This is a genomic window from Nonomuraea sp. NPDC051941 (assembly GCF_044593615.1).
This window is the reverse complement of sequence record NZ_JBIUCF010000020.1, coordinates 193,900-214,099: the sequence shown is the minus strand read 5'-3', so window position 1 is coordinate 214,099 and position 20,200 is coordinate 193,900. Positions and strand designations below refer to the sequence as shown.

15 protein-coding genes are annotated in these 20,200 nt (G+C 69.9%); 8 read left to right on the top strand and 7 right to left on the bottom strand.

The window, feature by feature from the left end; translation table 11 throughout:
- Positions 1 to 89 precede the first annotated feature (89 nt).
- The 6 genes from ACIHFD_RS31675 to ACIHFD_RS31650 all read right to left on the bottom strand — a co-directional run bounded on the left by ACIHFD_RS31675 (position 90) and on the right by ACIHFD_RS31650 (position 6,945).
- A complete protein-coding gene (locus ACIHFD_RS31675) occupies positions 90 to 893 on the bottom strand; it encodes a carbohydrate ABC transporter permease (protein ID WP_397369988.1) in 804 nt (267 codons plus the stop codon).
- Complete coding sequence (locus ACIHFD_RS31670) at positions 890 to 1,813, bottom strand: carbohydrate ABC transporter permease (RefSeq protein ID WP_397369987.1); 924 nt, start codon at positions 1,811 to 1,813, stop codon at positions 890 to 892. The genes ACIHFD_RS31675 and ACIHFD_RS31670 overlap by 4 nt, the downstream gene beginning before the upstream one ends.
- Positions 1,810 to 3,177 carry an ABC transporter substrate-binding protein gene (locus ACIHFD_RS31665; protein WP_397369986.1) on the bottom strand — a complete coding sequence of 456 codons (1,368 nt, stop codon included), beginning with the start codon at positions 3,175 to 3,177 and terminating at the stop codon, positions 1,810 to 1,812. Before ACIHFD_RS31665 ends, ACIHFD_RS31670 begins: the two co-directional genes overlap by 4 nt.
- Before the next feature lie 21 nt (positions 3,178 to 3,198).
- Positions 3,199 to 4,224, bottom strand: coding sequence for a glycoside hydrolase family 99 protein (locus ACIHFD_RS31660; RefSeq protein WP_397369985.1), 1,026 nt, complete (start codon positions 4,222 to 4,224; stop codon positions 3,199 to 3,201).
- A gap of 98 nt (positions 4,225 to 4,322) precedes the next feature.
- Complete coding sequence (locus ACIHFD_RS31655) at positions 4,323 to 5,987, bottom strand: substrate-binding domain-containing protein (protein ID WP_397369984.1); 1,665 nt, start codon at positions 5,985 to 5,987, stop codon at positions 4,323 to 4,325.
- A gap of 106 nt (positions 5,988 to 6,093) precedes the next feature.
- Positions 6,094 to 6,945: an NAD-dependent epimerase/dehydratase family protein gene (locus tag ACIHFD_RS31650; RefSeq protein ID WP_397369983.1), complete on the bottom strand. Its 852-nt coding sequence runs from the start codon at positions 6,943 to 6,945 to the stop codon at positions 6,094 to 6,096.
- Positions 6,946 to 7,450: 505 nt separating this feature from the next.
- On the opposite strand from ACIHFD_RS31650, the gene ACIHFD_RS31645 reads away from it, so the two are divergent.
- The gene (locus ACIHFD_RS31645; RefSeq protein ID WP_397369982.1) at positions 7,451 to 10,231 is read left to right on the top strand and encodes a carbohydrate-binding protein; all 2,781 of its coding nucleotides are present in this window, start codon (positions 7,451 to 7,453) and stop codon (positions 10,229 to 10,231) included.
- A gap of 6 nt (positions 10,232 to 10,237) precedes the next feature.
- Positions 10,238 to 12,835 carry a ThuA domain-containing protein gene (locus ACIHFD_RS31640; protein ID WP_397369981.1) on the top strand — a complete coding sequence of 866 codons (2,598 nt, stop codon included), beginning with the start codon at positions 10,238 to 10,240 and terminating at the stop codon, positions 12,833 to 12,835.
- A gap of 57 nt (positions 12,836 to 12,892) precedes the next feature.
- On the opposite strand, the gene ACIHFD_RS31635 is transcribed toward ACIHFD_RS31640, so the two are convergent.
- Positions 12,893 to 13,567: a GntR family transcriptional regulator gene (locus ACIHFD_RS31635; RefSeq protein WP_397369980.1), complete on the bottom strand. Its 675-nt coding sequence runs from the start codon at positions 13,565 to 13,567 to the stop codon at positions 12,893 to 12,895.
- Positions 13,568 to 13,690: 123 nt separating this feature from the next.
- On the opposite strand from ACIHFD_RS31635, the gene ACIHFD_RS31630 reads away from it, so the two are divergent.
- From ACIHFD_RS31630 to ACIHFD_RS31605, 6 genes are all read left to right on the top strand, one after another.
- On the top strand, positions 13,691 to 14,749 hold the full coding sequence (locus ACIHFD_RS31630) for a sugar ABC transporter substrate-binding protein (protein ID WP_397369979.1): 1,059 nt from the start codon (positions 13,691 to 13,693) through the stop codon (positions 14,747 to 14,749).
- Positions 14,750 to 14,776: 27 nt separating this feature from the next.
- The gene (locus ACIHFD_RS31625) at positions 14,777 to 15,862 is read left to right on the top strand and encodes a mandelate racemase/muconate lactonizing enzyme family protein (protein ID WP_397369978.1); all 1,086 of its coding nucleotides are present in this window, start codon (positions 14,777 to 14,779) and stop codon (positions 15,860 to 15,862) included.
- The gene (locus ACIHFD_RS31620) at positions 15,859 to 16,920 is read left to right on the top strand and encodes an ABC transporter permease (RefSeq protein WP_397369976.1); all 1,062 of its coding nucleotides are present in this window, start codon (positions 15,859 to 15,861) and stop codon (positions 16,918 to 16,920) included. Before ACIHFD_RS31625 ends, ACIHFD_RS31620 begins: the two co-directional genes overlap by 4 nt.
- Positions 16,917 to 17,915 (top strand): ABC transporter permease, encoded by a 999-nt coding sequence (locus tag ACIHFD_RS31615; protein ID WP_363964416.1) that lies wholly within the window; start codon positions 16,917 to 16,919, stop codon positions 17,913 to 17,915. Before ACIHFD_RS31620 ends, ACIHFD_RS31615 begins: the two co-directional genes overlap by 4 nt.
- Positions 17,912 to 19,441 carry a sugar ABC transporter ATP-binding protein gene (locus ACIHFD_RS31610; protein WP_397369975.1) on the top strand — a complete coding sequence of 510 codons (1,530 nt, stop codon included), beginning with the start codon at positions 17,912 to 17,914 and terminating at the stop codon, positions 19,439 to 19,441. The genes ACIHFD_RS31615 and ACIHFD_RS31610 overlap by 4 nt, the downstream gene beginning before the upstream one ends.
- 148 nt (positions 19,442 to 19,589) lie before the next feature.
- Entirely contained in the window at positions 19,590 to 20,144 is a 555-nt protein-coding gene (locus ACIHFD_RS31605) for a nuclear transport factor 2 family protein (RefSeq protein ID WP_397369974.1), read from the top strand.
- Positions 20,145 to 20,200 lie beyond the last annotated feature (56 nt).

Below are 20,200 nucleotides of genomic sequence, written 5' to 3'. Positions count from 1 at the left end.
CTGCTCGGAGCAGCCGCCGCGGCGTTCGCGCGGGGCCGCGCGCTCCTTGATCGACCTGGACGATTCGTGACAGCTTCGCCCCCCGGGGGTCAGCCCTTGATCGCCCCCACCAGCCCGTTGACGAAGTAGCGCTGCAGAAGCAGGAAGAGCGCGATCACCGGGAGCACCGTGATCAGGGAGGCGGCCATGACCTCGTTGTAGCGCGGCACCTCGCTGGAGATGAGCGACTCCAGCCCCAGCGGCAGCGTGAACCGCGACCGGTCCGAGAGTGACACCCGCGTCAGCACGTATTCGTTCCAGGTCGGCACCGCCGTCAGCACGGCAACGGTGATGTGCGCCGGCTTGGCGAGCGGCAGATACACCGACCAGAAGATCCGCGCCTCCCCCGCGCCGTCCGACCTGGCGGCCTCGCGCAGCTCGCGTGGGATGGAACCGTAGCTGTTGGTCAGCAGCAGCACCGTCAGCGGCGCGGTGCCGTTGACGAAGGGGAGCACCAGCCCCAGGTGGGTGCCCAGCAGGCCGAGGTTCTTCTCCAGGATCACCACCGGCAGCAGCACCGTGATGCCGGGCACGAACAGGAGCGCCACGAAGAACCAGTACAGGAAGCGGCGGCCGGGGAAATCCAGGACGGCGAAGGCGTAGGAGGCCAGGCTGTAGACCACCAGCACGCCGATCACGGTCATCGCCGTGACCTGGAGGCTGTTGAGGAAGTAGTCCAGGAAGTGCAGCCGGCCCCACGTGGCGATGAGGGTGTCCAGCGTGGGCTCGCGCGGCAGCAGGTTGTGTTCGAGGACCTCACTGCGGGTCTTGAAGGCGCCCGACACCATCCACAGGAACGGATACATGCTGATCAGCGCATAGACGATCAGCCCAGCATAAGCGAAACGCTTCACTGAGCCCTCCGGAGCAGGCGCGCGTTGGCCAGGGTCAGCAGGACGGCTCCCGCGAACAGCAGCCAGCCCAGCGCGCTCGCGTGGCCGAGCGAGGGTGCCAGGCCCTTCATGAAGGCCAGCCGGTACGCCATCAGCCCCAGCACGTCGGTGTGCCCGCCGGGCCCGCCGTTGGTCGCGATCAGGAAGATCTGGAAGCCGTGCAGCGTGTCGCGGACGCCCAGCAGCACGATGGCCATGGTGATGGGCCTCAGCAGCGGCCAGATGATGCGCCGCAGCACGTGCCAGGAGCCGGCGCCGTCGATCTGCGCCGCCTCGACGAGGCTGCGGTCGATGGCCTGCAGCCCGCTGAGGTAGAGCAGCGTGGCCACCGGCACGCTCGACCACACCAGGATGACGATCAATGTCGGCAGCGCGGTGTCCGGGTTGCCGAGGAAGCCCTGCGGCTGCCGCAGGCTGCCCAGGCCCAGCGAGCCGAGCAGCAGGTTGAGCGCGCCGTCGGGCTCCAGTACGTACCGCCAGGCGAAGTAGACGGCGATGCCGCTGGTCACGTACGGCAGGAAGTAGGCGGAGCGGAGAACACCACGCAGGCGGGTGATGGAGTTCAGCATCACCGCGAGCGGGAGGGAGACGGCCACGGTCAGCAGCGGCACGGCGACCATGACCTGGGCCGTGTTCCCCGCGGCCCGGCGCAGGTCGCCGGTGAGCGACGGGTCCGCGTACAGGAGGTCGGCATAGTTCCCCAGCCCGGCCCAGCGCCACTCGGGGGTGAAGCCGTTCCATTTGGCGAAGCTCAGCAGGAACCCGCTGACGATCGTGTAGGCGCCCATCAGCAGGAACAACGCGACAGCGGGCGCGACGAAGGCCCATCCGATCAACCAACGCCGCCACCGCGCGGGGAGCTCGACAGAGGTCGTGCTCACTTGGTGGACTTCCACATCGACGCCATGATCTTGTCCAGCTCAGTGCCCGCCTGCTGTGGGCCGACCTCCCCCAGCGGTGTCAGCCGTACGGTCAGGTCACCCGGCTTGACCTGGTCCCAGTCGGAGGGGAAGAAGCTGTCGTCGGCAGCCTCGTAGCTGCTTTCCGGCGGCCCGGTGAAGTACTTCTGGAGCGCGGCCAGGTCCTTGCCGAGCAGCGACTCCGCCTGCGTGCCCAGGTCCGTGGAGGGCAGGTCGAGCGACTCCTTGGCCACCATGCCCGCACCCTCGGGCGAGGTCACCCAGTCGATCCACTTGACGGCGGCCTCGCGGTTGCGCGTCGTGGCCGTCACACCGAGCCCGGTCAGCGCCAGCGGCGCCATCGAGATCTGCTTGTGCGTGCCCTCGGCCGACGCCGGGATGGGGAAGGCGAGCACCTTGTCGGGGCTCATCCCGTTCTGTGCGAGGAAGGCCAGCGTGAACGTGCCGCCCACGTCGAAGGCCGACTTGCCTTGCGCGAAGGCGATGTCGGCCTCGTCGATGCCGAGCGTCGTGGCGCCGGGCATCCAGTACGGCGTCAGCCTGGCATACGTCTCCAGCGTCCTGACACCGTCCGGCGAGGCGAAGCCCTGTGTGGTGCCCTTGCCGAACAGCGCCTGGAAACGCTCCTTGCCGAGGTAGGCGAAGGCCAGCGGCTGATAGATCCAGTTGAAGCCGGTCTGGGAGATCTTCAGCCCCAGCGACAGCCCGCCCTGGCTCTTACCGGTCGTGGCCTTCAGCGCCTTCAGGAACTCCTCCCACGACTTCGGCGGGGTGTCCGGATCGAGCCCGGCCGCCCGGAGCTTGTCCTTGTTGGCGTAGACGATGCCGAAGGCGCCCGCCGTGAACGGCACGGAGAAGCGCTGCCCGGCCTTGCCGTTCTTGATGGGCGAGTCGGCGGCCACCGAGTCGATCTTCTTCTGCGTCAGCACGCCGCTCTCACGCGTGGAGGGCAGCAGGCGCTGCTTCCACGCGTCGGTGACATCGGCCGCCAGGTCCTGCAGCAAGCCCGACGAGCCCATCTCGTAGTCCTCGCCGGACGAATGCACCTCCAGCACGTCCGGCAGGCCGTTGGTCTGCGCGGCGCTCTGGACCTTGCTGACGAACACGTCGTCAGGAGTGACCGCCTCGACCGTGACGCTGATGCCCGTCTTGGCCTTGAACTGCGCCGCCGCCTTGTTCAACGCGTCGGCGTGCGACTTCTTGAACGTCCACATCCGCAGCGACTGCCCGGCCTGCCCCTGCCCGCCTCCGCCGCTCGAGCAGGCGGCGAGTCCCAGCACGAGCGCCACGGCCAGACCGAGCGCGCGCTTGCCCACCGTTGTCATCGGTCTTCCCTTCCCGTACGGCTAGCGCACGCTCTCGAACTTCTCGACCCAGTACCGCGTGCGGTCCAGGTAGGCCGTCTCGGCGGCCCTGCCCTGCTTGCCGTAGGCGCCCTGGAAGGTCTGGTAGCCGTGACCGGGCGGCGGGGTGCGGTCGGCGGGCTCGATGACCGAGCCCTCGTGCCACTCGTTGAAGGAGGTGACCGACACCCAGGTCGGCGAGCCACCGATGGCCGGGTCCAGGGCGTTGGTCCACTGCCGGTCATAAGCGGCGCCGTTGTCCCGGGCGACCGTCGGCGTGGTGTTGCCGGGTACGGCGCGGTCGTCGAGGTAGCCGGGGGCCACCGAGGGCGCCCAGATCAGCCCGTGCGCCTCGGCGTACTCGCCGGCCTGCTTCCAGCCGGGCGCGGTGGCCCCGGCGATGCCGTCGTAGGTGTACATACCGTTGAAGTGCGCGATCTTGGTGGTGTCGGTGGTCTGAGCGAGGATGATGTCGTCCTGGTCAACCTCGTCCAGCGCGGACCAGTCGGCGACCTGAAGGCTCCAGAACACGTAGAAGACGTTGTCGAAGGCCGGGTGCGAGCCGTACTGCCGGTGCAGGTAGCGGATGTCCTCGACGGTGGAGGCGGCCGTGCGGCCCTCGTACGGCTCCAGGTGCCAGGCGACCTTGACGCCCCGCTTGGCCGCGGCGTCCATGACGCGTCGGGCCAGGCCGTCCTCGTAACTGCCCTGGCCCCACCAGCTGTAGACGATCACTCCGGCGCCGGTCCGCGCGATCCACTTCATGTGCTGGGCCAGGACCCGGGAGTCGCCGGAGTCATAGGCGCCCAGGGCGGGGTAGAGGTCGGCGCCGACATCCTCCGGCGGGGTGTGGCCGCCCTGCTGCCAGTGACGCCACTCGCCGCTTCCGGCGGGCGTGCCGTACCAGGGGTAGTAGAACAGGTGCACGTTGCTCGACAGGTTCGCTGCGGCGGCCGGCGCCACCTGCGGCGACCAGGCCAGGGCCGCCAGGATGAGCACAAGGGCGAGATTCCGACGTTTTGCGATCACGGCGTCCTTTCGGGGGGAGAAGGATGCTCCAGGCGCGCGCAAATCGTTAAGATCTCTCGAAATCTACACGTAACGATTGCGGTGTCAAGAGTTCGCCCTCAGGCGGATTGACGCCGTACGAGGCGCGCGGGCACGACCAGCTCGGTGGACGGCTCGTCGATGGCCTCGCGCAGCCGTTCCAGCAGCCGCACGGCCGTGGCCTGGCCTATCTCGCGGGCCGGGTTGGCCATGGTGGTCAGGCCGGGTGAGACCATGCCGGCGGCGTCGATGTCGTCGAAGCCCATCACGGCCAGGTCTTCGGGGACGCGCAGGCCCCGTCGAGCCGCCTCGTCCAGGGCCCCGATCGCCATGACGTCGTTCGCGCACAGGAGGGCGTCGGGCGGCTCGGCCAGCTCCAGCAGCCGCGCCACGCCCTCGGCGCCGCCCGCGCGGCTGAAGTGGGTGTGGGCCACGAGGGCCTGGTCGGCCGGCGCGCCGGCCTCGGCGAGGGCCGCACGGTAGCCGGCCACGCGCTCGGCCGCCGGACCTTCGGCGGCCGGGCCGCACACGAAGGCGATCCTGCGGTAGCCACAGCCGAGCAGGTAGCGGGTGGCCTCGGCCCCGCCCCCCTCGTCGTCGCTGTGCACCAGGTCCACTCCGTGCTGGACCAGCCTGCCACCCAGCCGGACCACCGGGATGCCGGCCTCGATGACCGGCAGCAGGTCCTCAGCGTGGGTGTGGAACACGGCGAAGGCCAGCCCGTCGACCTGGCGGGCGATCATGTGCTCGATCGCGGCCTGCTCAGTGCGCCGGACGCCGTCGGTGTTGCTGATGATCTGGTCGTAGCCCTCCGGGCCGAGCACGTCCTGAAGGCCGCGGGCCAGCGCCGGGTAGAAGGGGTTGGTGATGTCGGGAATGATCAGCCCGATGGTCTGGCTGCGGCTGGTGCGCAGGCCTCGGGCCAGGACATTGGGCCGGTAACCGAGCTCCTCGATGGCTTGCAGCACGCGCTGCCGCGTCTCCTCCGCCACGGGGCGGCGGCGGTTCAGCGTGTGGGACACGGTCGTCGCGCTCACCCCCGCCAGCTCGGCGACCCGCCGGATGCTCGGCCGCTCGCCTCGGAGCGCGCGCGAGTGCTCCTCGGGGACCGGCGGAGCGTGGTGTGCCGCCGGCGCCCGATGGTGCAGGAGGCTCTCGAACGCGCCGCCCAGGACCGCGTACGTCTCCTCCAGCATGCGCACGCCTCGCGCGACGGCCTCGGCGGGTGGCACCCGTTCGGCCGCCTCCAGCAGGATCGACTCCCACACCTGCCGCAGGGGCCCGAGCGCGGCGACGGCCAGGATCCGCGGCCTGAGGTCGCCGCCCGCCTCCTCCACCAGGGCCTCGGCCAGCGCGCGCTCGCGCGCCGCGAACAGCTCCCGGCCGTAGGCGCGCAGCGTCTCGCTGTCGCGGTGGATCCGGCCGAACAGCGCCAGGTCACCGGTCGGCTCGGCACGCAGCAGCCGGCTCAGCGCGACCAGCACCCGCCCGCCGGGCGGGCGCTGCCGCACGACCTCGGCGGGGTCGCCGGCCAGCAGCGGCTCGTGCTCGAAGAACAGCTGCTCCTTGGTGGGGAAGTGGTTGAACACGGTCTTGGCCGACACATCGGCCGCCTCCGCGACCTCGTTGACCGTGACCGCGTCGAACCCCCGCAGGGCGAACAGGCGCAGCGCCGCGTCCGCCATGGCGCGCCGGGTCTCGGCCTTCTTCCGCTCACGGCGGCCCTGCGGCTGCTGGATCAGCATGCGGTGATATTACATCGGCATAATCCTTTCAGCCGCTGAACTTTTACGACAGGGCGCCTCCAGCCCTCCGTCGGGCTCGTCAGGGTGGTGTGAACCTCCCGGCTCGTCACGGCAGCACGTGCCTCGCGGTGAAGCCCAGCACCCGCTCGGCGGCGCGCAGGTCGACCGGAACGGCGCGGCCGGGCAGCGGCGCCCGCCGCTCGCTGCCGGGGTGGAACGCGGCCAGCAGTTCCTCGGTCGGCTCGGACATCAGCGTGTCGGGCGCGGCGACGGTGAGCACGTGGTGGCCCTCGATCGGGCGCGTGACCGCCAGCCAGGCCGCCCGCGCGGCGTCCCGGACGTCCAGGTAGCACCACAACTCCCTGGCTCCGGCGGCCCGGTCGGCGGCCCACTCCTCCGCTGTGCGCCGGAGCTTGTCCTCCGGCCCGCCCAGCCGGGGGAAGCGCAGCGCGACGGTCGTCATCCCATGCCGGCGGCTCATCATGGCCGCCGTGAGCTCGTCCGTCTGCTTGGACAGCCCGTACGGGTCCTCGACCTGCAACGGGATGTCCTCGTCGACGGGCACGTAGGCCGGGTGCAGCACCCTGTCCGCCCAGGCCAGCCCCAGGGCCGACATGCTGCTGGCGATGGCGGCGCGCCGCACGCCCGCCCGCCCGGCCTCCTCCAGCACCACGAACGTGGCCCTGGTGTTACCGCAGAACACCTCCTCCGGCGTGCCCAGCACGGGCGCGGGGAGCGCGGCGAGGTGGATCACGGCGTCCACGTCGTCCAGCGCCTTCCGCACGATCTCCGGATCGCCCGCGCTGCCCACCACCATGCGATCGAGCGGCAGGCCGTCAGGACCGCGCAGGTCCAGGCCCGTCACCGCCACCTGATGGCGCGCGAGGAGATCGAGGGTGGCCCGGCCGACGCTTCCTGCCGCCCCCGTCACCAGCACCCGCCGTGGAAAGCCGGTCATGTACTCCCCAACGTGCAAACCGATTTGTGAGACGCAGCATGACGGACGAGGCCAGGAGCGTCAAGGTTGGTACAGCGACTGTAAGTTTCGCGTCAAGGAAGCGGATTCCGCCCGCCTGGCCCGCGGACAGCACCCAGTGCGGCGACTCCGAAGTCGGCGGTAAGGAGGCCCGCCGCAACTCTCCGTTCGGCGGCCAGGCGGACGTGGGGACGATTTAATGCCACGGAGCCGACCGGCGCAAGACGGTGGAGCGCTCCAGGCGCAAAGTTGCGGATAAATGTTGATTTTTTACGGATCTTCATCGCGATCAACCATTCATCGACCGAAATGACAGTTCCTTGACAGGCACATTACGGCGCGGTAAGCATCTGTATTGAGCCCAATTGTCGGAAAATCTCACTGCCAAAACGTCAAGCGCAACCTGGGGCAGCACCCCCAGCCCTACCAGCAAAGCGCGGTCGGCGCGCGCCTTGCCTGACGTCCCCCCGGTCAGGAAAGGAAGCCCATGTCTGCGTGGTCGAGGCTGCTCGTCGCGGCGTCGCTGGTGCTCACCAGCGCGGCGGCGATGGACATCCCTCCCGGCGACTATCAGCAGGTCCAGCTGGCCCTCGGGCCGGCCGAGCTGGGCGAGGCCATGTCGCTCGCGGTCCTGCCCGACAGGTCGGTCCTGCACACCGCCCGCGACGGCACGGTCCGCCACACCGATGCCTCCGGCGCCACCAAGGTGGCGGGCAAGCTCGATGTCTACACCCACGACGAGGAGGGGTTACAGGGCATAGCCGTCGATCCCGGCTTCGCCACCAACCGCCTCGTCTACCTCTACTACTCCCCCAAGCTGAGCACTCCCGCCGGGGACGCCCCCGTGACCGGCACCGAGGCCGACTTCGCGCCCTGGAAGGGCCACCTCAACCTGTCGCGCTTCACCCTCAAGGCCGACAACACCCTCGACCTGGCCGGCGAGAAGGTCGTGCTCGAGGTGCCCAACGACCGAGGCCAGTGCTGCCACGTCGGCGGCGACATCGACTTCGACGGCGCCGGCAACCTCTACCTGACCACCGGCGACGACACCAACCCCTTCGAGTCCAGCGGCTACTCCCCGCTCGACGAGCGCACCGACCGCAACCCGCAGTTCGACGCGCAGCGCTCCTCGGGCAACACCAACGACCTGCGCGGCAAGCTGCTGCGCATCAAGCCGCAGCCGGACGGGACCTACACCGTCCCGGCGGGCAACCTCTTCCCGCCCGGCACCGCCAGGACCCGGCCCGAGATCTACGCCATGGGGTTCCGCAACCCCTTCCGCATGTCCGTGGACAAGCCGACGGGCACGGTCTACCTGGGCGACTACGGCCCCGACGCGGGCGCCGCCGACTCCAACCGAGGCCCCGGCGGCCAGGTGGAGTTCGACCGCATCACCGCCCCGGGCAATTACGGCTGGCCGTACTGCACCGGGACGAACACCACCGCCGAGACCTACAACGAGTACACCTTCCCCAGCGGCCCGGCCGGCGCCAGGTACAACTGCGCGGGCGGGCCCGCGAACAACTCCTTCCGCAACACCGGGCTCGCCACGCTGCCGGCGGCCAGTCCGAGCTGGATCAAGTACGGCGACGCCGGCGCGCCGCCCGAGTTCGGCGGCGGCTCCGAGTCGCCGATGGGCGGCGACGTCTACCGGTACGACGCGAGCTCGACCTCGACGGTCAAGTTCCCGCAGTCCCTCGACGGCCGCTACTTCGCCATGGAGTTCGGCCGCCAGTGGATCAAGGCGATCGAGGTCAAGAGCGACGGCACACCCGGCGTGATCGAGGACTTCCCCTGGGACGGCACGCAGATCATCGACTCGGAGTTCGGCCCGGACGGCGCCCTGTACGTGCTGGACTACGGCACCGGCGGCGGCAACCAGGCGCTGTACCGGATCGAGTACCTCGCCGGCGCCAACCGCAACCCCGTCGCCAAGGCCGCGGCCGACAAGACCTCCGGGCAGGCGCCGCTGACCGTGGCCTTCTCCTCGGCCGGCAGTTCCGACCCCGAGGGCGGCGCGCTCACCTATTCGTGGAACTTCGGCGACGGCGCCACCTCCACGCAGGCCAATCCGACCCACGCCTACAGCGCCAACGGCACCTTCCGGCCGACCCTGACCGTACGTGACCCGCAGGGCCTGACCGGGACCGCCAGCCTGGTGATCACGGTCGGCAACACCGCGCCCACCGTGACGTTGACCAACCCGGTCGACGGCCAGCTCTTCTCCTACGGCCAGGCCATGCCCTTCAAGGTCACCGTCACCGACCCCGAGGACGGCACCGTGGACTGCGCCGGCGTCAAGGTGACGTACCTGGTGGGCCACGACAGCCACACCCATGCGATCACCTCCAGGAACGGCTGTGAGGGAACGATCACCATCCCGGCGGACGGCGAGCACGACGCGGCGGCCAACCTCTACGGCGTCTTCGACGCCGAGTACACCGACAAGGGCGGGCTGACCGGCCACGGCCTCCGCACGCTGCAGCCGGTGCACCGGCAGGCCGAGCACTTCGGCGCCCAGCAGGGCATCCAGGTCGCCAACCACGGCGGGGCCGAGGGCGGCGCGACCGTCGGCTTCACCGACAACGGCGACTGGATCTCCTTCGAGCCCTACCTGCTGGCCGGAGCCATCAGGGTGACCGCCCGGGTCTCCTCCGGCGGCCCCGGCGGCACGGTCGAGGTGCGGGCGGGCTCCTCGACCGGGACGCTGCTGGGCACCCTCACCGTGTCCAACACCGGAGGCTGGGACTCCTTCACCGACGTCTCCGCCGCTCTGAGCAACGCCCCCAGCGGCACGACAAAGCTGTTCCTGGTCTTCAAGGGCGTGTCGGGGCAGGGCAACCTGTTCGATGTGGACGCCTTCACCTTCACCACCGGAGCGCCGCCCGGCACCACGGTCGAGGGCGAGTCGTACACCTCCGGCTCCGGGGTGCAGATCGCCGGCCACACGCCTGCCAGCGGCGGCCAGACACTCGGCTTCATCGAGAACGGCGACTGGGCAGGCTACTCCGGCGTCACCACGGCAGGCGCCAAGACCTTCTCCGCCCGCGTCTCCTCCGCCGGGTCAGGCGGCACCATCCAGATCCGCTCGGGATCGGCCACCGGCACCCTGCTCGGCTCGGTCACCGTACCCACCACCGGAGGCTGGGAGACCTTCCAGAACGTCTCCACCACCCTGACCGGCACCGCCACCGGACCACTCTTCCTGGTCTTCACCGGCGGCAGCGGCTTCCTCTTCGACATCGACACCTTCACGATCACCAGGTAGGCGGCGATGATTCACAAACTCCTCGGCCTCGTACTCGTCGCGGCGAGCCTGACCGCCGCCCCCTCGGACCCGGCCTACCAGGTGCTGGTCTTCTCCAAGACCGCCGGCTTCCGCCATGACGCGATCCCGGCGGGCATCCAGGCCATCCGCGATCTCGGCGGCGGCAACAACTTCACCGTGACCGCCACCGAGGACGGCGGAGCCTTCACCGGCGCCAACCTCGCGGGTTACAAGGCCGTCGTCTTCCTCAACACCACCGGCGACGTGCTCAACGACACCCAGCAGGCCGCCTTCCAGTCCTACGTCGACTCCGGCGGCGGATACGTGGGCGTGCACGCCGCCGCCGACACCGAGTACGACTGGCCGTACTACGAGAAGCTGGCCGGCGCCTACTTCAAGAGCCACCCCGCCATCCAGCAGGCCACCGTACGCACCGAGAACCGCGCGCACCCGGCGACCGCCCACCTCGGTCCCACCTGGACGCGTACCGACGAGTGGTACAACTACCGCACCAACCCGCGCTCCTCCGTACGCGTGCTGCAGAACCTCAACGAGAGCACCTACAGCGGCGGCGACATGGGCGACCACCCCATCACGTGGTGCCACCCGCAGGGTCAGGGGCGCGCCTTCTACACCGGGCTCGGCCACACCACGGAGTCGTACGCCGACCCCGCCTTCCGTAACGTGCTCCTCGGCGGCATCCGCTACGCGGCCGGGGTCGCCAAGGCCGACTGCCGGCCGGAGACCAGCTACACCACGCTGTACGACGGCTCCACCAGCGGCTGGTCCCAGGCCGGCCCGGGCAGCTTCGCCAACGCCGACGCCACCCTGACCTCGCAGGGCGGGATGGGGCTGCTGTGGCACAGCGCCAAGGAGTTCGGCTCGTACTCGCTGAAGCTGGACTGGAAGCTGACCGGCGACAGCAACTCCGGGATCTTCGTCGGTTTCCCCGCCTCGTCCGATCCGCAGTCGGCCATCGACAACGGCTACGAGGTGCAGATCGACGCCACCGACACCCCGGACCGCACGACCGGGGCGATCTACGGCTTCAAAGCCGCCGACCAGGCCGCCCGCGACGCCGCGCTGAACCCGCCCGGCGAGTGGAACACCTACGAGCTGCTGGTGGAGGGCGAGCGGCTGCAGGTCTTCCTGAACGGCGTGAAGATCAACGACTTCACCAACACCGACCCGCGGCGCTCGCTGCTCCAGGGGTACGTCGGCATCCAGAACCACAGCGCCTCGGACCAGGTGGCCTTCCGCAACATCCGGATCAAGGAGCTGGGCGGGAGCAGCGTCACGGTCGAGGGCGAGTCGTACACCTCCGGCTCCGGGGTGCAGATCGCCGGCCACACGCCGGCCAGCGGCGGCCAGACACTCGGCTTCATCGAGAACGGCGACTGGGCGGGCTACTCCGGTGTCACCACCACAGGCGCCAAGACCTTCTCCGCCCGCGTCTCCTCCGCCGGAGCGGGCGGCACCATCCAGATCCGCTCAGGATCGGCCACCGGCACCCTGCTCGGCTCGGTCACCGTACCGAACACCGGTGGCTGGGAGACCTTCCAGAACGTCTCCACCACCCTGACCGGCACCGCCACCGGACCACTCTTCCTGGCCTTCACCGGCGGCAGCGGCTTCCTCTTCGACGTCGACACCTTCACCCTGACGAGCTCGACGAACGGCGGCACGGCGCTGTCGGACAAGGTGCACATCTTCTACTACCCCTGGTACGGCTCGCCGCAGGTCAGCGGCGGCTGGCGGCACTGGCCGCAGGGCGGGCACACCCCGCCCGACGACGTCGGCGCGGACCTGTACCCCGCCCTGGGCGCCTACGACTCCGGCGACTTCGCCGGCGCAGTGCCCCAGCACATGAAGTGGATCAAACAGGCCGGCGTCGGTGTGCTGGTGCTCAGCTGGTGGGGCCGCGGCAGCTATGAGGACAACCTCGCCAGAGGCGTCATGGACGCCGCGGCGAAGGAAGGGCTCAAGGTGGCCTGGCACCTGGAGCCCTACTCCGGCCGCACCGCCGCCTCCACCGTGGAGGACATCCGCTACATCAACCAGACCTACGGCTCGCATCCGGCCTTCCGCAACGCCTTCTACGTCTTCGAGAGCCTGCGCATCACCGACTGGTCGGCCCTGAGCCAGGTCAACCAGAGCAACGTCATCCTCGCCCAGACCACCGACACCACGAAGATCGCGAACTTCAACGGCATGTACACCTACGACGCGATCGCCGGCGCCACGGCGCCCGGCTGGCAGCAGGCCGCGGACTACGCACGCCAGCGCGGGCTGGTGTGGGCCCCGTCGGTGGGCCCTGGCTACATCGACGACCGCGCGGTGCCCGGCAACACCACGCCCACCCTCTCCAGGGACAACGGAGCCACCTACGACAAGGAGTGGTCCAACGCTCTCCAGACCAACCCCACCTGGGTGTCGATCACGTCCTTCAACGAGTGGCACGAGGGCAGCGTGATCGAGCCGGCGGTCGTGCGGACGGGGTACCAGAGCTTCGAGGGCGCCTACGGGCGCACCGGCGCCTCGGCTCAGACCGCCTATCTGGACCGCACGGCTACCTGGGTCAACCGGTTCGCGAACACCGGCTGACGACCGGACCCGGCCCGCCCGCCGACCGGCCCGTGCCGGGCGGCGGGCGGGCGGGCGTCAGTCGAATGCCGTCAGTTGTCGCTCACGCGCCGCGCTCAGGTGTCCTCGCGTCGCCGCCTCGGCCGCGTCCGGGTCCCCGGCCCCGATGGCCGCGGCGATGCGTTGATGCTCCTCGATCGTCGTGCCGGCGTGGGCGTAGGGGAAGTATCTCCGGTGCAGGTGAAGGTGGACATGCAGGCGCTCGAGGCCGTCCCGGAGCAGGGGGTTGCCCGACGCCTCGGCGATGAGGTCGTGGAAGCGGGCGTCGTGGGCGGTGAAGGCCGCGTGCCAGCGCCAGCCTTCGGGGTCGTCCGGCTCCTGCGCGATCGAGGTGGCCGCCTCCGCGATGATCGACTCGCGTTGCGCTGAGGTGGCCCGCTCGGCGGCCCACCGCGCGGTGGCGCACTCCAGCAGCAGCCGCATCTCGAACAGATGGTTGAACTCGGCGCGCGTGAGCAGCGGGGTGACCGTGTAGCCCACGAGGGGGCGCTTGCGGACCAGCCCGTCGGACTCCAGGCGGGCCAGGGCCTCGCGAATCGGCGTCTGGGACACCTCGAGCTCGCGGGCCAGCGCGTCGATGTTGACGCGGTCGTCGGGCCGCATGCTGTGCTCGAGGATGCGCGCCCTGAGCACGTCGTAGACGTCGTCGCCGAGCGTCGACCGCCTGAGCCGGATCGGTTCGGTGGATGCCATCGGGCCCAATCCTCCCACGGAGTCGACGTGTCGCCGGAAGGTCAAGTCTTGACGTCCTGACGGAACAGGAACTATACCTCCATGAAACATCCTATAGGATCTATGATTCTGAGAGGCGCTGTCATGAATCAACGATCACTGAACCGGCTCGGCGGGCTGGCTGCCGCCCTCGTGCTCGCCGTCACCGCCACCGCCGGTTGCACGAGGAAGAGCGACGACACGACACCGGCCGGCGCGTCCACCCGGACGCCCGACCAGGTCAAGATCGCCCTGGTCCCCGGCGGGGCACATCCCTACTTCCAGCCGTGGAAGGACGCCGCCACCAAGGCGAAGAGCGATCTCGGCGTCGGCGACGTCACCTTCAACGAGACCTCCGACTGGGACCAGACCAAGCAGAACGACGTGCTGAAGTCCCTCGCCGCGCAGGGCTACAACGCCTTCGGCGTCTTCGGCGTCTCCCCGGAGAACATCAACGCCACCTTCGAGGACCTCAAGCGGCAGGGCTTCCCGGTCGCCTCGCTGGCGTCCTGCCCGGCCGGCGAGGTCGACAAGGCGGACTTCTGCCTGTCCACCGACGTGCAGCTGGCCGCTTACAAGGCGGCGCAGGCCGCGATCGAGGCCATGGGCGGTCAGGGCGACCTCGTGCACCTGACCGGCAACAAGGTGGATTCCAACACCCAGCGCCGCATCGCGGGGGTGCAGAAGGCGGTCGATGAGACCGGCGGGAAGGTCAAGCTCCTGCAGACCGTGACCGACGTGGACAAGGACCTGCAGACGGCCCAGAAGGCCGTCGCCGACCTCCTCGCCGCCAAGGGCGACCAGATCCAGGGCATCGTCAACACCGCCTACAACCCCGCGGTGGCCTCCGCGGAGGGCGTCGAGCGGTCCAAGCTGCCGATCAAGGTCGTCGCGATCGACGACGACAAGACCATCCTCGCCGGTCTCAGGGACGGCTCGGTCGCCGCGACCGTGCTGCAGAACCCGGTCGGCCAGGCGTCCGTCGGCTCGTACGCGCTGATGAAGCTCGCGGGCGGCTGCACGATGGCGCAACCGGGAGTGATCATCGACTCCGGTTCCTTCGTCGTGACCAAGGACGACATCGACACCTACGACACGGACCGCCAGGCGAAGACGGACGAGCTGAAGAAGGCGTTCGACAGCCGGTACCTGTCCTGCAAGTAGTCCCACGAGCCCCAGGAGGAGCCTCCCTTGCCCGCGATCACTCACGCCGAGGCATATCTTGTCGACCTGGAGGTCGAGACCGTCCGCACGGACGCCGTCCAGTCGTTCATCAAGCAGGAGACCGTCTTCGTCGAGATCCGGACCGACGACGGCGGCACCGGCACCGGTTACACGTACACGATCGGCACCGGTGGCACCGCCGTGCTCGCCCTGCTGCGCGACTACCTGCTGCCCAGGCTGGCGGGCGCGGACGCCCGCCGGGTGGAGGCCGTGTGGCACGACCTGTTCGCCGCGACCCGGGCGACCACGGTCGGCGCGATCACCTCCCTGGCCCTCGCCGCCGTCGACACGGCCCTGTGGGACTGGCGGTGCCGCGACGCCGGCCAGCCGCTGTGGGTCCTCGCGGGTGGCGCGAAGGACCGCATCCCGCTGTACGACACCGAGGGCGGCTGGCTGCACCTCACCACCGAGGAGATCATCGCCGGCGCCAAGGCCAGCAAGGCCGCGGGCTGGCCCGGCGTGAAGCTCAAGATCGGCCGCTCCCCCGTCGAGGACGCGGAACGGCTGGCCGCCGTCCGTGCGGCGGTCGGGCCCGACTTCGACCTGATGCTCGACGCCAACCAGTCGCTCACCCCCGCGGAGGCCGTCAGGCGGGCCCGGCTCCTCGAACCGTCCGACCCCTACTGGTTCGAGGAGCCGCTGCCGGGCGATGACGTCGCCGGGCACCAGGCACTGGCCGCGGCCTCCTCGATCCCCGTCGCGGTGGGCGAGTCGCTCTACTCCGTGGCGCAGTTCCGCGAGTACCTGCACCGGCAGGCGGCCGGCATCGTGCAGGTGGACGTGGCACGCATCGGCGGCATCACGCCCTGGCTCAAGGTCGCGCACCTGGCCGAGGCGTACAACGTGCCGGTTTGTCCGCACTTTCTCATGGAGCTGCACGTGAGCCTCTGCTGTGCGGTCCCGAACAGCCGCTACCTGGAGCACATCCCCCAGCTCAGGGCGATCACCCGGCAGGAGATCGGGATCGCCGACGGGCACGCTCTGGCGCCGGCCTCCCCCGGGCTCGGCATCGAGTGGGACCGCGACGCGATCGACGACCGGAGAGTCGCGTGAGCACGCGGACCGCGACGCCGCCGGAGATCCCCGCGGCGGGTCCGCGCGAGCCCTCGAGGATGCCGATCTGGGCGAACCCGCGCCTCGGGCTGCTCATCCTGCTGATCGCCCTGGTCGCGATCTTCACCGTGCTGCGGCCGGCGTTCATGGACACCACGCTCACGCTCGTGCCGCTGCAGTCGGACATCAGCGTGTACGCGGTGGTCGGCCTCTCCCAGCTGGCGGTCCTGTCGCTGGGGCACATGAACATGGCCGTCGGCCGGATGGCGGCGATGAGCGCGTTCGCCATGGGCCTCGCCTACGACCGGCTCGGCGTGTCGCTGCTCGTCGGCCTGGCGATCGGGCTGATCGTGGGCACGTTGCTCGGCGCGCTGGCCGGGCTGATCATCTCACGTACCGGCGTCAACTCGTTCGTGGTCACGCTGGCGATGGACTTCGCCCTGGTGGGGCTCATCACCATCCTCTACACCAGGTTCACCGACGGCGTCGCCTTCAGCAGCCGGCCCGCCGGCATGGACGCGCTGCGCAACGACACGTTCGCCGACTACTGCATGGGCGACCTGTGCGGCCCGTACATCCCACTCGTCGCGCCACTCGCCCTCGTCGCGGTGCTGGCGGTGGGCCTGCTGTTCCGCTTCGGCAGGCTGGGCCGGGAGATCCTGATGACCGGCGCCAACGAGAAGGCGGCCGAGCTGTCCGGCATCCCCGTCCGGAGCCGGGTGGTGCAGGCCCACGCGCTCAGCGGGCTGCTGGCCGGGCTGGCCGGCTTCCTGCTCGCCGCGAACAACGGCGCGTTCTCGGCGCGCATCGGCGACGCGTTCCTGCTGCCTTCCTTCCTCGGCCCGGTACTCGGCGGCACGCTGCTGGCCGGCGGCGCCGTCAGCGTGCTCGGCACGGTGCTGGGCGCGACGCTCACCCAGGTCATCTACAAGGGCCTGAACCTGCTGCAGTTCCAGCTCGACCAGCTCAATCTCTACATCGGCCTGGTGCTGCTCGGCGCGCTGTCGCTCGATCGGGTGCGCCACGTCGCTGCGGAACGAAGGAGGGCACGGGCATGAGCACCGGCACCACGACCGCCGTCCGCGCCGGACTCGGCGGGCGGCTCAAGGATGTCACCGCCCGGCCGGAGTTCACCCTCGCGGTGCTCGCGGCCGCCGGTTTCGTCGCGCTCGCCGTCGCCACGGACGGCAACCTGCTCTCGCGCGGCACGCTGGACGCGTTCTTCCGCTTTCTCGCCGTCCCGATCGTGATCGGGCTCTCCCAGATGGTCGTGCTGGCCATCGGCCAGATGAACCTGTCGGTCGGCACCCTCACGGGCCTGTGCGCCATGGTCGCGGCGTGGCTCATGCTCGAAGCCGGGCTGCCCGCCCCGCTGGCCGTGCTGGGCGCGCTCGGGGTCGGTCTCGCCGCCGGCCTGGTCAACGGGCTGCTCGTCGTGTTCACCCGGATCAACGGGTTCATCGTGACCCTCGCCACCATGACGATCATCGAAGGGCTGCGGTACGGGGTCAACGGCCCCGACACCTTCCAGGGGTACTCGCCCTGGCTGCGCGGCCTCGGCACCGCCTCGATGCTCGGGCTGCCGGTCGTCCTCGTCCTCGCTCTGGTGGTGGCCGCCCTGGTGGCCCTGTTCTTCGGCCGCGCGGTCGTGGGCCGGCAGTTGCTGGCGACCGGCGGCAGCCCGTTCGCCGCGCGGCTTTCCGGCATCTCCAACGATCGGTCGATCGTCATCGCGCACGGGCTCAGCGGCCTGCTCGCCGGCGTCGCCGCCGTCATCACGGTCGCCGCCTCCGGCTCCGTCAACTCCAGCATCGGCGACGATCTGCTGCTGCAGAGCTTCGCCGCGCCGATCATCGGCGGGGTGGCGCTCGCCGGCGGGGTGGTCAGCGTCGCCGGCACCTGCCTCGCGGCGTTCCTGGTTCGGCTGGTGGACGTCATGCAGGCGCAGTTCGGCATCAACCCGCGCTGGATCGACCTGATCGTCGGCGCGGTCGTCCTCGGCGCGGTGCTGCTCGGCGCCGTACGCCAGAAGCTGTCGAAGGGGTCGTCATGATGCTCACCGCCGAGAACCTGGTGAAGACGTTCCCGGGAGTCCGCGCGCTGGACAGGGCCACCCTGCGGCTCGCCGCGGGCAGCGTGCACGCCCTGCTGGGCGAGAACGGCGCGGGCAAGAGCACGCTCATCAAGATCCTCACCGGTGTGCACAGGCCGGACGGCGGGCGGGTCGCACTCGGTGACGCCGAGCTGCACCTGAACGGGCCACTCGACGCCCAGCGGGCCGGCATCGGCGTGGTGCACCAGGAGCGCAACCTGATCCCCGAGTTCTCCATCGCCGAGAACATCCTGCTCCACCACCTGCCGCGGCGCTTCGGTCTCGTCGACCGGGCGCGGATGCGTGCCGAGGCCCGCCGCTGCCTCGACCTGCTCGACTTGGACCTCGACCCGGGCACCCCGGTCTCCCGGCTTTCCGTGGCGCAGGCGCAGCTGGTCGAGATCGCCAAGGCGCTGAGCGTCGACAGCAAGGTGCTCCTGCTCGACGAGCCGACCGCGTCGCTCACCGGGGACGAGGCCGACCGGCTCTACGGGATCGTGCGCAGGCTGCGCGACAGCGGACACGCCGTCGTGCTGGTGAGCCACAAGCTGGAGGAGGTGTTCGCGGTCGCGGACACGGTCACCGTGCTGCGCGACGGGCGCAGCGTGGCCGAGGCCGAGTCGCTCGCCGGCTACACGCAGGACCAGATCGTCGACCTCATGGTCGGGCGGGCGTACTCCTCGGTCCGCCTCGCCGAGCGGCACGTCGACCCGGTGACGCCGCCGGCCCTGCGACTGGACAAGGTGTGCACCGCGCGGGGACACCGCGACGTCTCCCTGTCGGTGCGCCCGGGAGAGATCCTCGGACTGTACGGCCTGGTCGGGGCCGGCCGCAGCGAACTGGCCAAGGCGCTGCTCGGGCTCGACCGGATCACCTCGGGAACCGTGGAGGTGCGGGGCCGTCCGGTGCGCATCCGCGATGTCGGCCAGGCGCTCCGCGGCCACCGCATCGGCTACGTGACCGAGAACCGCAAGGAGGAGGGCCTCTTCCTCGACCAGCCGATCACCCGCAACGTCGGCGTCACCGTCTGGCGGCGCCTGGCCAGGGCCGGGCTGGTGACCGATCGGGCGGAACGTCGCCTGGTGGCTCGGTACGTCGACCGGCTGGGCATCCGGATCTCTTCACCGTCCCAGCTCGCGGGCCAGCTCTCCGGCGGCAACCAGCAGAAGGTGAGCCTCGCGAAGTGGCTCGCCGCCGAATGCGAGATTCTCATCGTGGACGAGCCGACGGTCGGCATCGACGTACGTACCAAGGCGGCGTTCCACGAGCTGATCGCCGAGCTGGCCGGAGCGGGGCTGGCGTTGCTGCTGATCTCCTCGGACCTGCCGGAGATCGTCACTCTCGCCGACCGGATCGCGGTGATGAACGACTTCAGCCTCAGCGGCGAGCTGGTCAACGACCACGACTACGCCCGGATGAGCCAGGCGATCATCCGGCTGATCCACGCCGAACGGGTGCCCGAGGGGCAGGCGCATCAAGCCTTGTAGGACGACGCCCTCGCCCTAGTGTCCTGAGTCAGCAATTCGTCTCGTGTTGTCGGCTATGGGGCGTGCGGGACCGAAGGTCGAGCCGAGGCGAGTGTTGCCGGATTGGAGGGACCACCCCGGATACCGCGCCACCAGCCGAAGGTGCTCCGTGCGGATCTTCGCCCGCCGCCCAAATGAACGCGACGTCCGCCGGATTCAGCGTGAAGATGGTCAGGCTGATGGGCCAGACCCGAGCCTGCCCATCAATGCAGGCCAGAGGCATCTCGATAAGGGGTTGCATCTTGCCCGTCGCCACGTAACGTCCCGAGCAGCGACCCTCGCCATGGGAGGAGAGATCGGCATGTCCGACGATGAGGCACAGCGCGTTTTCCAGGTGGTCGACTCGTTCGAGCCCGGCAAGTTCGTGCAGTTGCTGGCGGAGGACGCCAGGATGGTGTTCGGCAATGCCGAGCCCATGGTGGGACGCAACGCCATCGCAGAGGGGCTGCGAACATTCTTCGCGACCATCGCGGGCCTCGCGCACAGGCTCGTCAGAACGTGGCAGGTCGACGCCGACACCATTGCCGAGACCGAGGTGACATACCGGCGGCTCGACGGCAAGGACGTCAGCGTCGTGGCCGTGTCGATCTGGCATACCCGCGACGACGGTCTGATCTCGGACTACCGCGTCTTCGTCGACCTGGCGCCCGTCTATACGATGTAGAGCCACGTCTACTACGGCGTCGGTACTGATGAGGTCGCCTATTCAACTGTCGTGGG

Coding starts and splice junctions, on each gene's coding strand:
- ACIHFD_RS31630 (WP_397369979.1), top strand. CDS start 13,691: ATGAATCAACGATCACTGAACCGGCTCGGCGGGCTGGCTGCCGCCCTC.
- ACIHFD_RS31655 (WP_397369984.1), bottom strand. CDS start 5,987: ATGCTGATCCAGCAGCCGCAGGGCCGCCGTGAGCGGAAGAAGGCCGAG.
- ACIHFD_RS31665 (WP_397369986.1), bottom strand. CDS start 3,177: ATGACAACGGTGGGCAAGCGCGCGCTCGGTCTGGCCGTGGCGCTCGTG.
- ACIHFD_RS31650 (WP_397369983.1), bottom strand. CDS start 6,945: ATGACCGGCTTTCCACGGCGGGTGCTGGTGACGGGGGCGGCAGGAAGC.
- ACIHFD_RS31615 (WP_363964416.1), top strand. CDS start 16,917: ATGAGCACCGGCACCACGACCGCCGTCCGCGCCGGACTCGGCGGGCGG.
- ACIHFD_RS31635 (WP_397369980.1), bottom strand. CDS start 13,567: ATGGCATCCACCGAACCGATCCGGCTCAGGCGGTCGACGCTCGGCGAC.
- ACIHFD_RS31640 (WP_397369981.1), top strand. CDS start 10,238: ATGATTCACAAACTCCTCGGCCTCGTACTCGTCGCGGCGAGCCTGACC.
- ACIHFD_RS31610 (WP_397369975.1), top strand. CDS start 17,912: ATGATGCTCACCGCCGAGAACCTGGTGAAGACGTTCCCGGGAGTCCGC.
- ACIHFD_RS31645 (WP_397369982.1), top strand. CDS start 7,451: ATGTCTGCGTGGTCGAGGCTGCTCGTCGCGGCGTCGCTGGTGCTCACC.